Raw genomic sequence first — 15,214 nt, 5'->3', positions numbered from 1 at the left:
TGTCTCGTGGAGTTTGTCTGGTGAAGGTGTTGCAAAACACGCACTTCGAACTGCGTCGACGCTGGTGGCCGACGCAATCGGAACTGCCTTGAAGACGAGAGAAAGTAGTGCGGTGATACAAGCAGGGGAGAGACCCGAAGCCGAGCCTCTCCCCCACCCGAAGTCAGTTCTTAGTGGAACTGTCCCTCTTCGGTGGAGCCCTTGAGAGCTGCCGTCGAGGTGTTGGGGTCAACGGTGGTGGCGATGGTGTCGAAGTAGCCGGCGCCAACCTCACGCTGGTGCTTGATGGCGGTGAAGCCACGCTCTTCGGCAGCCTTGAACTCGCGCTCCTGCAGGTCGACGAATGCCGTCATGCCTTCGCGGGCGTAGCCGTAGGCAAGGTCGAACATGCCGTAGTTGAGCGAGTGGAAGCCGGCCAGCGTGATGAACTGGAACTTGAAGCCCATTGCGCCGAGCTCCTTCTGGAACTTCGCGATGGTCGCGTCGTCCAGGTGCGCCTTCCAGTTGAAGGAAGGGGAGCAGTTGTAGGCCAGGAGCTGGTCCGGGAATTCGCTGCGAACGGACTCGGCGAACTTCTTTGCAACCTCGAGATCCGGCACGCCGGTCTCCATCCAGATGAGGTCTGCGTACGGTGCGTAAGCCTTGGCGCGAGCGATGCAGGGCTCGATGCCGTTCTTGACGCCGTAGAAGCCTTCAGCCGTGCGGGTTCCGTCGAGGAACGGGCGGTCACGCTCGTCTACGTCGGAGGTGATGAGGGTTGCGGCCTCAGCGTCGGTGCGGGCGATGATGACGGACGGAACGTCCGCGACGTCGGAAGCCAGGCGAGCCGAGGTCAGGGTGCGGATGTGCTGCTGCGTGGGGATGAGCACCTTGCCGCCGAGGTGGCCGCACTTCTTCTCCGAAGCGAGCTGATCCTCCCAGTGGACACCGGCAGCGCCGGCGCCGATCATGGCCTTCTGCAGCTCGTAAGCGTTGAGAGCGCCACCGAAGCCGGCTTCGGCGTCGGCAACGATCGGAGCGAGCCAGTTGCTGACGGAGGTGTCACCCTCGGTCTTGGCGATCTCGTCGGCGCGCAGCAGTGCGTTGTTGATGCGACGGACGACGGTCGGAACCGAGTTGGCCGGGTAGAGGCTCTGGTCCGGGTACGTGTGGCCCGAGAGGTTCGCATCGCCGGCAACCTGCCAACCGGAGAGGTAGATGGCCTTCAGGCCGGCGCGAACCTGCTGCACAGCCATGTTGCCGGTAAGTGCACCGAGGGAGTTGATGTAGTCCTCGTTGTTCACGAGATCCCACAGGATCTCGGATCCGCGACGAGCGAGGGTCTGCTCCTCGACGACGGTGCCCTGGAGCTTGACGACCTGATCGGCCGTGTAGTTACGAGTAACGCCCTTCCAGCGAGGGTTGGTGTCCCAATCCTGCTGGAGCTCAGCTGCGGTCTTCGGGGTGCCGGTGGTCGACATCAAGACTCCATCTCTTTGATCTGCTGGTCCGGCCTGTTGTGAGCAGTACGTGCGTACTACTTCACATACTTGCCAGGCCCTTCTTGTGTACTTACCGAGGATGGCACATCGAAAAAGTGCCGTCTACCTGTTGCTAATGCCAATCTTCGCTACCTTTTCAACACACTTTGCTAAGTCTGTGAAGATTCCTACGCGACTGGTACTACCCAATCGGACAGGTTCCGTACTGGCGAGTAGGAAAGAAACCGCAGGCTGTGAACGAAATGCACTCAACTCCGCCGCTTGCGAATTCCGGCAGTTCGCATGGAACTCGGAACAGGCCCTTCCGCTACTTCGGAGCCAACTTCGCTACCTGCGAGTGACCGCAATCACTCCCCGGCAACAGGCTTCGCTCGGGCAATTCCAGGGATCTACCCGCCAGAAAGCCACAGACAACCCGTTCGCCGGCCATATGCTGTCGAACCATGACTTGTCGTTCGACGCCCCCGACCGGGCGATAAAGCGGTGCCGGACAACTATCAGCGGCCACCGAACAACCAGGCATGGTCGCAATCCGGTCCACAGCCGCCGCAGTTGGGCTACCGAGCCGCGCCGCAGTCGTATCCCCCGCCCCAGGGATTCCCGCCTGCACCGCCACGTGGAAATCCGCCGCCGCGTCGGCCCGGCTGGGTGATTCCGGTATCCGTAATCGGAGTCATCACTGTGTTGGCTCTCTTCGGCGGGCTTGCCTGGGTCCTCTGGCCGAAGGACGTCCCCAACTCGGCCGCCGGTGGCGCCGCCCACACCACCATCGGCGCCGCGAACACACCCGGCACCACGACAACCGCTCCCAGCACGACATCCCCGACGACCACACGCGCCGCGAACTTCCCGGCCGGTGCGTCCGCCTGCCCCGGCGGGCAGCCGGCCGGAAGTTACAAGGAGTCCGCGACAAGTGGGGGCAAAACTTCATGTGAGTTTGCCGAGGCGGTTCGGATCGCCTACGGGAACTCCGGTGCAATCGGTGCATCCAGCACCGTGTCCGCACGTAGTCCGGTGACCGGCAAGGAGTACACGATGGCATGCAAGGTGACCTCCGGCATCGTCACCTGTACCGGCGGAGACAACGCGGTTGTGTACTTGCGCTGACGGGCGCAATTGCGGCATCGACAACCCGGTGCGTGTCGTTCCAGTGTCGCACTTACGGATCCTCCGATAGCGTGACCGCATGCCTCTGTACGAGTTTCGCTGTACCGGCTGCGGCCCGCTCGAGCGGTCGTTCGCGATGGCCGAAGTGCCCCAGTCGATTACTTGCCCCCAGTGCAGTCTCGAGTCCAAGCGGGTGGTCTCGTCTCCCCGGTTGAGTCACGCGTCGTCGGCCGCGATGGGTCTACTGGACAGCACTGCTCGATCGGCTCACGAGCCTGCCGTGGTCAGTGGGTCGCTACCCGGCCGCGGCCGGCAATCTGCGCCGACGACATCCAATCCGTTGCACCGCAAGCTACCTCGCCCCTGAGCGTCCTCACCGCGCGCCCTCGCCGTGAGTCCCGATCCGACACGAAAGTCCTGCCGCCACGAGTTTTCCGTTTCTTCGAGAATGAGGAGTGCATATGCCTGAACTGCTGTTTCCACTCGATTCCGCCAAGAAATTCACCGACCAGGCAATCGTCGGCCACAATCGGTGGCACCCGGACATCCCAGCGGCGGTGACAGTGAAACCCGGTGATGCGTTTCGTGTCCATTGCCGCGAATGGTTCGACGGCGCAATACACAACGACGACTCGGCCGACGACATTCTCAATGCACCACTGACCACGGTCCACACGCTGTCCGGCCCCTTTGCCGTCGAAGGCGCGAAGCCCGGCGACCTCTTGATCGTCGACATCTTGGATATCGGGCCTATCCCCCAAGAAGATTCGGGTCCGTTGGCCGGCCAAGGCTGGGGGTACACGGGCATCTTCCCTCGGAACAACGGCGGCGGCTTCCTCACCGAACAGTTCCCCGATGCGTACAAAGCCGTCTGGGATTTCTCCGGCCAAACGGCGACGTCGCGTCACATTCCGCACGTCTCGTTCACGGGCATCGTCCACCCGGGACTCATGGGCACGGCTCCGTCGGCAGCCTTGCTCGCCAAGTGGAATGCCCGCGAGGGCGCCCTCATTGCCACCGATCCCAATCGGGTTCCCCCGCTTGCACTTCCGCCCGAGCCCCGCGATGCAGTACTGGGAACCTTGACCGGTGACGAGTACACACGCGTGGCCGGCGAGGCGGCTCGTACCGCTCCCCCGCGTGAGAACGGCGGAAACCAGGACATCAAGAACCTCACCAAGGGCAGCCGAATCTTCTATCCGGTATTCGTGGACGGTGCGAATCTGTCGGTCGGCGATCTTCACTTCTCCCAGGGCGACGGAGAGATCACTTTCTGCGGTGCCATCGAGATGGGCGGCTTCATCGATCTTCGTGTGGACATCATCAAGGGCGGAATGGATACCTACGGTGTTTCCGAGAACGCCATCTTCATGCCGGGCAACACGGATCCGCAGTATTCCGAGTGGCTTGCGTTCTCGGGCACTTCCGTCACGTTGGACGGCGAACAGAAGTACCTGGATTCACATCTGTCCTACCAGCGTGCGTGCCTGCATGCGATCGAGTATCTGACCAAGTTCGGGTACGCGCCAGAGCAGGCGTACCTGCTACTCGGCGCGGCGCCGATCGAGGGCCGCCTGTCGGGTGTCGTGGATATCCCCAACTCGTGTTCGACGGTCTATCTCCCGACTGCGATCTTCGACTTCCCCCTTGCACCCTCGTCGAGCGGGCCGTTCCAGATCGATCCCGGAATCGGCGCCCCGCGTTCGGAGAACAGGGTCTAGGCCTCCGGCCCCGTGAGTGGTTAGGGAGTGCCGAGGCTCCTCAACCACTCACGGGGGCGGAGCCCCTGTGCGAAGACTGCGAACCCACCTTTGCGAAGCCGGACTGTCACTCGTATCCTGGGAAAATGTCGAAAACCTTTGTCGGTGTCCGGCTCCGCCAACTGCGGACCGAGCGCGGGTTGAGTCAGGCTTCGCTGGCCAAGACGCTCGAGATCTCGGCAAGCTATCTCAATCAGATCGAGCACGACGTCCGGCCACTCACCGTGCCGGTGCTCCTGCGAATCAGTGAAGTCTTCGGTGTCGACACCACCTTCTTCTCCCCGCAGGACGACACACGCCTGATCGCGGAAATGCGTGAAGTTGCCCTCGATCAAGAGATGGGTATCGACGCCGACGCCCACGAAATCGCGGAGATGGTCTCCACCCACCCGGGCCTGGCCAAGGCGATGGTGAACATGCATCGCCGCTTCCGGAACACGACGGCGCAGCTCGCCGCAGCCACGGAGGACCGTTTCTCCGACGGCAGCGGCAGCGGTTCGATCACCATGCCGCACGAGGAAGTGCGCGACTACTTCTATCAGCGACAGAACTACATCCACGATCTCGACACCGCGGCCGAAGAACTCACTGCCCGGATGCGCTTTCACCGTGGCGACGTCGCCGGCGAGATCGCCAGACGCCTCGAGTCCGTCCATGACGTGCAGATCGTTCGACGAGTCGACTTGGGCGAGAACATACTTCATCGCTACGACCCGGACACCAGGGTCCTGGAAATTTCCGCACGACTCTCCGGCGGGCAACAGGTCTTCAAGTTCGCGACAGAACTCGCATACCTCGAGCATGGCGACCTGCTCGACTCGTTGGTGGCCGAGGGCAACTTCACCAGCGAAGCGTCGGTTTCCCTGGCGAAGCTTGGTTTGGCCAACTATTTCGCCGCGGCCACCGTGCTGCCCTACAGCCAGTTTCACGAGGTTGCCGAGGACTTCCGGTACGACATCGAGCGTATGTCCGCCTTCTATTCCGCGAGCTACGAGACGATCTGCCACCGCCTCTCGACCCTGCAGCGCCCCAAACTTCGCGGGGTTCCGTTCATGTTCGTGCGTGTCGATCGTGCCGGAAACATGTCGAAGCGTCAGTCCGCCACCGGATTCCACTTCTCCACCAGCGGCGGTACGTGTCCGCTGTGGAACGTCTACGAGACGTTCTCGTATCCGGGCAAGATCATGCCTCAGATCGCACAGATGCCCGACGGCCGCCGATACCTATGGGTTGCTCGCACGGTCGAACGTCGAGCGGCTCGATACGGACAGCCCGCAAAGATCTTCGCCATCGGATTGGGATGCGAGATTCGACACGCCCACCGACTCGTCTACAGCGACGGTCTGGATCTGGACGAGTCGAATCCGGGAACGCCGATCGGCTCGGGCTGCCGTGTCTGCGAACGCCTCAATTGTCCGCAGCGTGCCTTCCCTCCGTTGGGTAAAGACCTCGACATCAGCGAGCACCGGAGTTCGATTTCGCCGTACGTGATTCGCTGACCGCGCTAACGCACGTGGTCGCGTAGGAACGCGACTGTGCGATCGAACGCGATCACCCCGTCGACGGTGTCGAGGTCGAACTGATATTCGTGGTCGAGTGCAGGCTCGTGATCGTCCGGGTAGAACAGTGCATCGACCTCGACGCCCAGATCGGCGAGCCGTTCTGCCATGGGTTTCGACTGGCTGGCGGTCAGTGGGTCGACATTTCCGCCGGTGATGAACGTCGCTGGAAAGTCCGAGGTCACATGACCCAGTGTCGACATCTGACGCACTGCAGTCGACCCGTCGAAGTCCCTCGTTCCGAGGTACCCCCACAGCGATTGCTTGTCGACGCCCCAACCGAAGTACTTCCCCTGTGACAGCAGCGGTTTCAGATCGAAGACCCCACAGTCGAGGACAACTCCGCGTATCTGCTCGGGACGTAATGCCGGCTCCACACCCATTTCCGACGCGTAGTCAGGGCTGGTCATGACGGTCGCCATCTGACTGGACAACTGCGCGCCTGCCGAATCTCCGGCAAGAAAGAGGTTGTTCGAATCGACATGCAACCTGTCCGCATGGCTCACGATAAATCGATACGCGTCGTTCAGCTGATTCACTGCGGTGGGGTAATACGCGTCCGGCCCCAGTGAATAGTCCACCGAAATCACAGTGAAACCTTGATTTGCCAACAGTTTGTAGTAACCGTCGGCATCAGTTCTCGACCCTGATATCCAGCCACCGCCGTGCACCCAGACCACCGTGGGTAGCGCCGAAGTGGACTCCGACGGGTAGTACACGTCGAGTTGTGCATCGTCGTCGCCTTCGCGGTACGACTGATCGAGAATCGAGACGATTCCTGACGGTGCATGCCTGTCGAGTTGTGCGTGAGTCGATTCGGAGCCACCCGCCGACATCCACCGTACGAGGAGAACTCCTGGCCACGGACTGACGAGTGCCGCGGTTACCCCGGACAGCAGAATGACGACGAATACCGCCGCGGTTCCGACAATGCGCCTTCGCCGTCTGTCGGGGGAAGACGCGCGCACAACAACTCCTGGGGTCGGATCGGATTCACCCAGGCTAGACCAAAAGGACTAGTTGAGAATTCCCTGGCAACGCACCCGCGGAGCTTTGTCCACAATGACCATTTTCGCAGTGGTTCACCACAATCCGACATTTAGCCGGTATGAGCCTCGAGAAACTGAACCGTGCGATCGAGCGCAGTGAGACCGTCGGCATTGTCCAGATCGAACTGATACTCGTGCCCGAGCGCCGGAACGTGATCGGCCGGATAGAACAGTGTGTCGACCGCAACTCCCAACCCGGTCAATTTGTCAGCCATCGGTTTCGACTGAGAATCCGTCAACGGATCGGCGTTGCCGCCGCTGATGTAGGCAGGCGGAAATCGATCGGTGACGTAGTTCAAGGTCGACATCTGATCCGCTGCGTCGGTACTCATGAAGTCACGCACGCCGGTATACGCCCAGAGGGACCGATCAACTCCCCAACCGATGATGCCGGGTCCGCCGACCATGTTCCCGACGTCGTAGATTCCACAGTTCAGGATTACTCCACGTAACTGATCCGGCCGCAGCGACGGGACCACGCCCACACGGTTCGCATAGGCGGGATCAGTGATGAGAGTGGCGAGCTGACTCGAGAGTTGCGCTCCCGCAGAATCACCGGCCAGAACGACCGTCGTCGGATCAACATGCAGCCGTTCCGCATTCGCGACGACGTACGCGTGAGCGTCGTTGAGCTGCCGCACTGCCGTCGGATAGTAGTGCTCGGGTCCGAGTGAGTAGTCCAGGGACACAACGGTGTAGCCACGCGAGGCCAGCAACTCGTAGTACGGCGCGTAGTTGGACTTGCTTCCCGAGATCCAGGCACCGCCATGAGTCCAGATCACCGTAGGCAATTCGGTCGTCGTCGCTGCGGGAAAGTAGACATCCAGGTATGCGTCGTCGTCATCGGCGCGGTACTGCTGGTCCTTGATCGAGTCGACGCCTTCGGGCGCGTGCTTCTCGAGCGCCTCGGTGACTTTCACCGCATCACGATCGAAGACCCATCGCACGGTGAGTGCGCCAGGTCTCGGGCTCAGAACGAAGGCCAGAACCACGGCTCCGACGAGAACGAACACAATTGCCAGAGCCCACAGCAAGCGCCTGCGCCACCGATGCGGTGAAGGGTTCGTCATCGGGTTTCCTTCACTCTCGGCACAATGTCCGGATCAGCGTAACGCGAAGCCGGTACCGCCAAGTGCGATCAGCCGAGTTCAGCGATCCGCCTCTGCGCGAGTGCCTTGACTTCACCCTTGGCTACTTTGCCGCCTGCCGCCATCGGCAATTCGGCGACCGTCATCACATACTCGGGTATGTACTCGCGGGTCACTCCTCGGCTCTGCAGCCAGGCGGTCAGATCCTCCGAACTCAGATCGTCATCGGCGGACACGACGACCGCACAGACCTTCTCACCGAACAGCGGATCGTCGACCCCGACCACGGCGACCAACTCCACCGAAGGGTGCGCGCGCACGTACTCCTCGACTTCGACCGCGGAGATGTTCTTGCCGCCACGAATGATGATGTCGGCCTTGCGCCCGACCACACGCACCCGTCCTGTCTCGTCGATCTCGACGATGTCGCCGAGAAGCATCCAACCGTCATCGGTGTACAACTCGTCGTTCGCATCGGTGTCCCCCCAATAGCCCTGACACATCAGCGGTCCGTTCACCCCAGGCTGACCGCGGCGGACGGAGCCGGTCATTTCCTTTGCCGCATCGTCGAATACACGAACTTGCATGCGATCGATGACGTGGCCGCACGTCTTCAGTCGGGTGTCGGAATCGTCCGAAACCGTCGTCACCGAGACGGCGCCGGTTTCGTTCGATCCGTAGAACTGCAGGACAGCCGCTCCGGTACGTTGTTCGAATGCCAGCGCCTCCGAATAGGGCACGGCTTCACCACCGGTGAACATGAAACGAAGTGACGAGAGATCGGCCGATTCCGCGGCCTCCGAACGCAACAGCATCTTGAATTGTGTACTCACACAATTCAAAGCAGTCACCCGTTCGCGCTCGATCAACTCGATCATCACCGAAACGTCGAAGCGTTCCATGACGACATTGCGAGCACCGAGTAGTGCCGGCAGGAAATGCGAAGTCCAGAGGCCGAATCCGAAAGGTGCTGGAACCGCGCCGAGGAACACCTCATCCGAACCGATCGCCGCCGCCTCGGCGGCAATCTCGGAGAAACCAACCCAACGATCCTCGGTTTGTGTGACCAGTTTGGGTAGGCCCGTTGTGCCGGAGGTCGAGTTCAGCATCGAAACGGCTGACGTGACAAAACACGGACTGGTTGCGGGGAACTGCTTTGGCTCGACCGGCAACGAGGTGAGTTCGCCGTTTGCGCTCACGCGTTCGAAACTCACGTCGGCGCGTTCGTCGGCGAAGACGACGTCCAGTCCGGGATGCTCTGCCCGCAGACTCGCCACGAGTTCGGCGGTATCGACGCCGCGCAGCGTGCGAGTGGTGACGAGTACGGAGGCTTCCGAGCGGGCGATCAGATGAGAGATCTCGCGAATGCCCGAGCGCGAACCGATTCCGACGGCGACGCGGCCGGTACGAAATGCTGCGCAGAGAGCCGCATGGAATACAGCGGTGTCGGGGAGCAACACGGCTACATGTCCGTATCCCTCACCAGCTAGATCCAGCGCCGACGCGATCGCATCGGCAGCCGCGTCGTACTGCTTCCACGACACCCTCGATTCCGGAGTGACAAAGGCGGTTTCGTCCGGGATGGTCTCAGACCAATGCCTGACCATTTCGCTGATGCTGACGCCGGCGAAGCGGTCCGGATTCGTGGCGAATTCACCGACGGTGAAGTCGAGTGTCTTCGTTTCAAGCATGATCGTCGATCATCTCCCGTCGGCGCTGAGGACGCCCATCGATTGTTTGTACGCGTTGTCCAGTGTCGCTGCGGAATCGCATTCGCGGACGAGTTCGCCGCGCTGCATGACATATCCGCGGTCGACAACCGATTTCAGTGCAGTAAGTGCCGGTTCCGTCACGATGACGGTCACACCCTCGGCGGCCAGACCCCCGACCAATGCTCGCAGCTCCGCGACGATTTTCGGTGCCAGTCCGGTCATCATCTCGTCGAGTAGCAACACCTTCGGGGTTTCCAGAAGGGCCCGCCCCAGAACCAACATCTGTTGCTCACCACCGCTGAGGACCCCGGCATAACTCTCCGAGCGTTCACGCAGGATCGGGAACCTCTCGAAAGCTGTTTCCACGGCTTCGGCTTTCAATCCCAGCAGGTCTGCGCCCACGCGTAGATTCTCGCGAACGGACATTCGCATGAACAGTTGCCTGCCTTGGGGAACGTAGGCAAATCCGCTGCGGACACGATCCAGTGCCGATAATTTCTGGATCTCTCGACCATCGAATTTCATTGTCCCGGTGGCGGGAACCGAGCCGTAGATGGATCCCGCCAAGCTGGTCTTGCCTGCACCGTTCGGCCCGACGATCGCTGTCACTTCACCGGCGGGAGCGGCAAGGGAGACTTCCCGGACGGCGACAGCGGATCCGTATCGAACTGTGACTCTGTCGAGTTCGAGCATGTCAGGCGCCTTCCTCGTATTCGGAACCGAAATAGACTTCTCGCATCGCGTCGCTGGCCAAGCACTCCTGCGGTGGTCCGTAGAACGCCACTGATCCGAAATTGAGCAGCACGATCTTGGTTGCGAGCGCCGCGATGAGATCGACGTTGTGATCAACCAGGACTACTCCTTTGCCCTGCGCGGCAATCGATCGCACGGCACCGGAGATGGCAGCGATGCCGTCGTGATCCGCGCCGGCAAACGGTTCGTCCAACAGGAGGACTTCGGGTTCGGTCGCCATCGCCCGCGCCACCTCGACCAGACGCTGCGCCCCCAAACTGAGATCCCCGCAAGCACTCTCGACGTCGGTGACCGAGTATCGCGCAGCAATCTCCCGGGCCCGCTGTGCTGTCCGGTCCCAGTTCTCGAAAGGTCCTTTGATCGCCCACCACAGCGAGTGCAGAGGTGAGGTGATCTTGTGCCCGTACAGTCCCGGGATGATGTTGTCGACGGCGTCGAGTTCCGCCGCGAGCTGCGGATGTTGAAACGTGCGCGAGAGCCCTTGCCGTGCACGGCGCTCCGACGGCCCGGTCAAGGGAGCACCCGCGAGCGCGACGGTTCCGGAGTCTGCTTGCTGAGTGCCGAAGATGCAGTCCACCAGTGTGGTCTTGCCTGCCCCGTTCGGGCCGACCAGTCCGATCACCTCTCCCGGTCCGACGCTGAACGAGACATCGTCGACAGCGCGGACGCCGCCGTAGGACTTGTGGAGCCCGCTCACTTCGAGTAGCCGAGTCATCGATTGCCACGCTCCTTGTACAGACGGTTCATTCGACCCAGAACGTTCTGACTCCACCCGATCACCCCACCAGGCGCGACGATGAGGATCACCAGGACGGCTCCGGCAAGCAGGAGTTCGCCACTTCCCTGGTACCCGGGCATGTTCAGCGTCACGATCACCACGATCAATGCACCGAGCGGAGCACCCCACGCCGAACTGCGACCGCCGATGATCGGCATGAAGATCGCAAGGAAAACAATACTGAGAGTGAAGGTTTCAGGAGTGACAGCTTGCACCGACACGGTGAACAGCGATCCGCCGGTCGACGCGATCGCGGCACCGATCGCCAGCGCCACAACGGTCAGGTGCGCAGGATTGACGCCGGAAGACCGTGCGACATTACGATTGTCGCGGGCAGCTTGCAACATCAGCCCCCACACCGATTTCCGGAGTCGATCGACAGCGACCGCGATCAGACACACGAACAAGATCGCGAACACGACCAATGCGTAGCGCGGTGGCTCCCAGCCGAACATCGTCACAGTCTCGACGCCCGAGATCCCGGCCGATCCGCCGGTGAAACTCGGCCCGTCGATCAACCAGTGCTCGAAAGCGATACCGAACAACAAGGTCACCGCGGCAAGGTAGAAGCCGGAGAGTTTCTGCGTTGCCAAGCTGAGGAGTACTGCAACCGCTGCAGCGGCGAGGGCGCCGAGAATCCATCCCCACCACATCGACAACCCGGTCCGAACCGAGATCAGCGCAACGGCATACGCGCCGATCGCCGCATACGCGCTGTACGCCATCGACAGTGATCCCGCGAGCACGAATGGCACGTACATGCCGAGTGCGATCAGCGAATACGTCGCAGCGAGGAACACCAGATCCTGCCGGTACAGACTCGGCCCCATCCACAGCAGCACGGCAGCAACCACGACCACGGTGATCAGCGCTTCTCGTGACAGGGCGAGCATCCTCGTCCGGGAACGGCCGGATGTAGCGGGCGGATTTGACGTCAGCGGACTGGTAGAAAGCGAGGCCATCAGACGCGAACCTTCCTCGAGAGCAAGCCTTCCGGACGGAAAGCGAAGAACACCAGGGCAATCAACAGAATCGCGGTTTGCGCAGCACTCGCACCGAAGTAGTACGGGGCGAATACCTGGACGACGCCCAACACCATTCCGCCGATCAGCGGAGCCCAACTCCGGCCGGTACCACCGATGACGAGTGCGATGAATGCCGTCAGCGTCCAGGACAGACCGCTCGTGAACTGAACACCGGCCTTGGGAGCGAACAGAAGTCCGGCGACGGCGGCGATCACACCCGCGAGGGTGAACGCGATGAGGCGTACCCGATCCACCGGCAAGCCCAGGACGCGGGCGGCATCCGGATTGTCGCCGACGGCGCGAAGCAGACGGCCCGAGGTGGACCGGTTCAGCCACAGTCCGATACCGACGAAGATCACGGCAGTTCCGACGACGAGTACAACGGTCGAACTGTCGACGGTGGCACCGAGCACCGATATCGGATCGAAGTCGAAGATCTTCTGTCCGGGAAGTGGTGTTCGGCCGAAGACCGTGCCGGCGAGCTGCTGGATCCCGAACAGTACTGCGGTCACCGCCACCAACGCCGGTAGTTCCCCACGACCCGAACGCTTCTGAACCTGTTTGACCACAAGCTTTTCCGTCAGGATCGACAGCGCCACCGCTACCGCGATCCCCAGCGGCATGGCAATCCAGAGAGCGAGCCCGTAATTGATCGCGACCCAACTCGACGCCATGGCCGCAGCCATCGCGTACGGGCCCATCGCAAAGTTGAAGAAATCGGCGCCGACCACCACGAGATACATTCCGAGGGCTATCAGTGAGAAGAATGCACCGATCTCGATGGCTGCGAGCCACAGTTGTGCGTCTGTCATGTCAAGGCTCCTCGGTTATCCGCACGGGGGTTGGTAGGAATCCCACGGATGGGCCGGCTTGTTGTCCTCACCGAATTCGACGAGCACCAGTCCGCAGAGGCTGTCAGGAGCCAGGTGATCCTGCGAAGAAAACGACAGTGTCAATCCGTCCTGGCCGAAGCTGGCGGGAAGTGCCGAAACCTGTTGAAGAGCATCACGAACGGCCGTCCGATCTCGGTGGTCGCCGGCAATTTCGATTGCCTCGGCCAACATCATGACGGCGTCGTACGCCTGTGCGTCGTAGGCGGTCAGTTGATAATCAGGCCCCTTCACCGCCTGCACCTTGCGACGCAGTTCGGCGGTTCTCGGGTTGTTCTCACTGAGCGAGCCCATGTACACCATGCCGCTCAACGCCTTCGAGTCCGCCAAAGCCCAAGATGCGGGCTGGTTTCCGATGGAAGCGAGTGAGAAGCGTTGCGTCTGCGGGGTGACCTTCGACAAGGTGTTGTGCGCGAGGATTTCGAAGTGCCCGCCGATACTGGCGACCAGAATCGCGTCCGGTTCGGTTTCCGCGAGACGTGAGACCTGTGCGGTGATGTCCGCGGCATCGACCGGCGCCTTTTCGACGCCCGTCACTCTCGCGCACTTCTCGAGCGCCGGCCGCAGGGTCTTGATGATTCCGTCGATGGACGCACTCGCGTCACCGAGAATTCCCAGGGACTTGTACCCCATCTTCTCGAAAGCCCCGCAGTACACCTGGGCGTACTGCTTCAACGAGTTCGGAATCATGAACGAGAAGTCGTTGTCGGGCGCCGAGGCAAAGGCGTCGCTGAGAACGACCGGAGCTATCGCAGGAATCTTCGACTGCTGGAGAATCGACTTGGCCTGCAGCACCGACCCGCTGCCCGTGGCGAGGATGACCGCACTGGACCCGTGATCGACCAACTTCCGAATGATCGACGGGGTCTTGGTGGGACTGCTCTCGTCGTTCTCGACAACCAATTCGACTTGCTTACCGTTGATTCCGCCCGCCTGGTTGATCAGGTCGACGGTCATCCGCACCGTCTTGCCGGCGATCGTGCTGTACGACGCACCGGGCCCGGTGGAGTCCTCGTCCAAACCGATGACGATGGTGTCTTCGGGAATGACACCGGCAGATGCGCACGCGCTCGCCCCGAGGACCACTGCCGCGCAGACGGCGATCGCCTTTCCGAGTCTCACATCGAACTCCCGTCCAAACTGTGCTTGGTAAATCAAACAAGCGCTTGATTTACGAGTGTGGACAGAAGTATGCACTGGGTCACACTGATAGTCAAAATCCGAACTACACGCGCAGGAACTGCGGTGTTACGGCTTCTGCAGCTGCCGGATCGACGAGCTGAGTTCGCGAATGACGGACTTCAATTCGTCGACATCAGAGCGGAGTTCGGCAAGGTCCGAGTCGGGAGATTCGGTCTGCGCTTCCTTCTTCGCCGTGCGCCGCGCAATGCGTGCCACCGGCTCGCCGTCGACGGAACGTGCGGCAAAGCCGTCCAGGAAAACCGAAATCAGATTGCGCTGCAGATCTTCGGCCAATTCGGAAAGCTGCGGGCGATACTGCGCGACGGTGGACCAGACGGATTCACGCAGGAGACGGTGAAACTGTTCGGGATCGATGTCTTCCCGAAACTCCGCGTCGGCAATTCCGCGAGCGATAGCCGATCGCCAGTAGCTGTGTGCCTTCTGAACCAGGATGGTGATGGGCGCGTCCGCCGGTTGCGACGAAAGTATGGCTTCTCCCTGATAGACCTCCGTGGCATACGGGTGATCCACCGCCGAGGCAAAAGAGACCGACACCATCGTGGCCAGGCGATTTCGAGCCGAACCTTCCGGTTCGATCGAGTCCTCGTACCGGACGTTGAGATCTTCGAGGAACCGGACGACGATCTCGTTGGCTATCGCATCCTTGGAGTCGAAGTAGTGATAGAGGCTGCCGGAGAGGATCCCGACTTCGTCGGCGATGTCTCGCACCGTCGTCGCGGCGATCCCCCGCTCACTGAACAGCTTGGCCGCATGAGCGAGTATTTCGTCCCGTCGGGTCGAGCGCATGAGAAGATCCTTCCGACGTTCCG

The 15,214-nt window shown here is 61.4% G+C and carries 14 protein-coding genes; 4 read left to right on the top strand and 10 right to left on the bottom strand.

The window, feature by feature from the left end; genetic code table 11:
* Window positions 1–170: 170 nt before the first annotated feature.
* On the bottom strand, window positions 171–1,460 hold the full coding sequence (gene aceA, locus AOT96_RS18335) for an isocitrate lyase (protein WP_003941533.1): 1,290 nt from the start codon (window positions 1,458–1,460) through the stop codon (window positions 171–173).
* Between the two features lie 504 nt (window positions 1,461–1,964).
* Between aceA and AOT96_RS18330 the strand changes: the two genes are divergently transcribed.
* The 4 genes from AOT96_RS18330 to ramB all read left to right on the top strand — a co-directional run bounded on the left by AOT96_RS18330 (window position 1,965) and on the right by ramB (window position 5,847).
* Entirely contained in the window at window positions 1,965–2,588 is a 624-nt protein-coding gene (locus tag AOT96_RS18330) for a serine/threonine protein kinase (protein ID WP_231917228.1), read from the top strand.
* 79 nt (window positions 2,589–2,667) lie between these two features.
* A complete protein-coding gene (locus AOT96_RS34745; RefSeq protein ID WP_037129638.1) occupies window positions 2,668–2,955 on the top strand; it encodes an FmdB family zinc ribbon protein in 288 nt (95 codons plus the stop codon).
* 94 nt (window positions 2,956–3,049) lie between these two features.
* Window positions 3,050–4,309 (top strand): formamidase, encoded by a 1,260-nt coding sequence (gene fmdA / locus AOT96_RS18325; protein ID WP_042923284.1) that lies wholly within the window; start codon window positions 3,050–3,052, stop codon window positions 4,307–4,309.
* Between the two features lie 125 nt (window positions 4,310–4,434).
* Window positions 4,435–5,847 (top strand): acetate metabolism transcriptional regulator RamB, encoded by a 1,413-nt coding sequence (ramB, locus tag AOT96_RS18320; protein ID WP_003941547.1) that lies wholly within the window; start codon window positions 4,435–4,437, stop codon window positions 5,845–5,847.
* A gap of 5 nt (window positions 5,848–5,852) precedes the next feature.
* On the opposite strand, the gene AOT96_RS18315 is transcribed toward ramB, so the two are convergent.
* From AOT96_RS18315 to AOT96_RS18275, 9 genes are all read right to left on the bottom strand, one after another.
* A complete protein-coding gene (locus AOT96_RS18315) occupies window positions 5,853–6,875 on the bottom strand; it encodes an alpha/beta hydrolase (RefSeq protein ID WP_064114018.1) in 1,023 nt (340 codons plus the stop codon).
* Window positions 6,876–7,006: 131 nt separating this feature from the next.
* Window positions 7,007–8,026, bottom strand: coding sequence for an alpha/beta hydrolase (locus AOT96_RS18310; RefSeq protein WP_064114019.1), 1,020 nt, complete (start codon window positions 8,024–8,026; stop codon window positions 7,007–7,009).
* Between the two features lie 68 nt (window positions 8,027–8,094).
* Entirely contained in the window at window positions 8,095–9,735 is a 1,641-nt protein-coding gene (locus AOT96_RS18305; protein ID WP_065352110.1) for a class I adenylate-forming enzyme family protein, read from the bottom strand.
* 9 nt (window positions 9,736–9,744) lie between these two features.
* A complete protein-coding gene (locus AOT96_RS18300) occupies window positions 9,745–10,449 on the bottom strand; it encodes an ABC transporter ATP-binding protein (RefSeq protein ID WP_047268870.1) in 705 nt (234 codons plus the stop codon).
* A gap of 1 nt (window position 10,450) precedes the next feature.
* Window positions 10,451–11,224: an ABC transporter ATP-binding protein gene (locus AOT96_RS18295; protein ID WP_007735383.1), complete on the bottom strand. Its 774-nt coding sequence runs from the start codon at window positions 11,222–11,224 to the stop codon at window positions 10,451–10,453.
* Window positions 11,221–12,249, bottom strand: coding sequence for a branched-chain amino acid ABC transporter permease (locus AOT96_RS18290; protein ID WP_039973479.1), 1,029 nt, complete (start codon window positions 12,247–12,249; stop codon window positions 11,221–11,223). The genes AOT96_RS18295 and AOT96_RS18290 overlap by 4 nt, the downstream gene beginning before the upstream one ends.
* A complete protein-coding gene (locus tag AOT96_RS18285; RefSeq protein ID WP_003941557.1) occupies window positions 12,249–13,124 on the bottom strand; it encodes a branched-chain amino acid ABC transporter permease in 876 nt (291 codons plus the stop codon). Before AOT96_RS18285 ends, AOT96_RS18290 begins: the two co-directional genes overlap by 1 nt.
* A 15-nt stretch (window positions 13,125–13,139) precedes the next feature.
* Window positions 13,140–14,324: an ABC transporter substrate-binding protein gene (locus AOT96_RS18280; protein WP_065352109.1), complete on the bottom strand. Its 1,185-nt coding sequence runs from the start codon at window positions 14,322–14,324 to the stop codon at window positions 13,140–13,142.
* A 126-nt stretch (window positions 14,325–14,450) separates the two neighbouring features.
* Window positions 14,451–15,191: a TetR/AcrR family transcriptional regulator gene (locus AOT96_RS18275; RefSeq protein WP_003941474.1), complete on the bottom strand. Its 741-nt coding sequence runs from the start codon at window positions 15,189–15,191 to the stop codon at window positions 14,451–14,453.
* Window positions 15,192–15,214: the final 23 nt, after the last annotated feature.

The sequence above is a fragment of the Rhodococcus sp. 008 genome (genome assembly GCF_001682295.1).
Classification (GTDB): domain Bacteria; phylum Actinomycetota; class Actinomycetes; order Mycobacteriales; family Mycobacteriaceae; genus Rhodococcus_F; species Rhodococcus_F qingshengii.
Note: the sequence above shows the minus strand (reverse complement) of the source record. Positions and strands in the feature narration are given on the sequence as shown.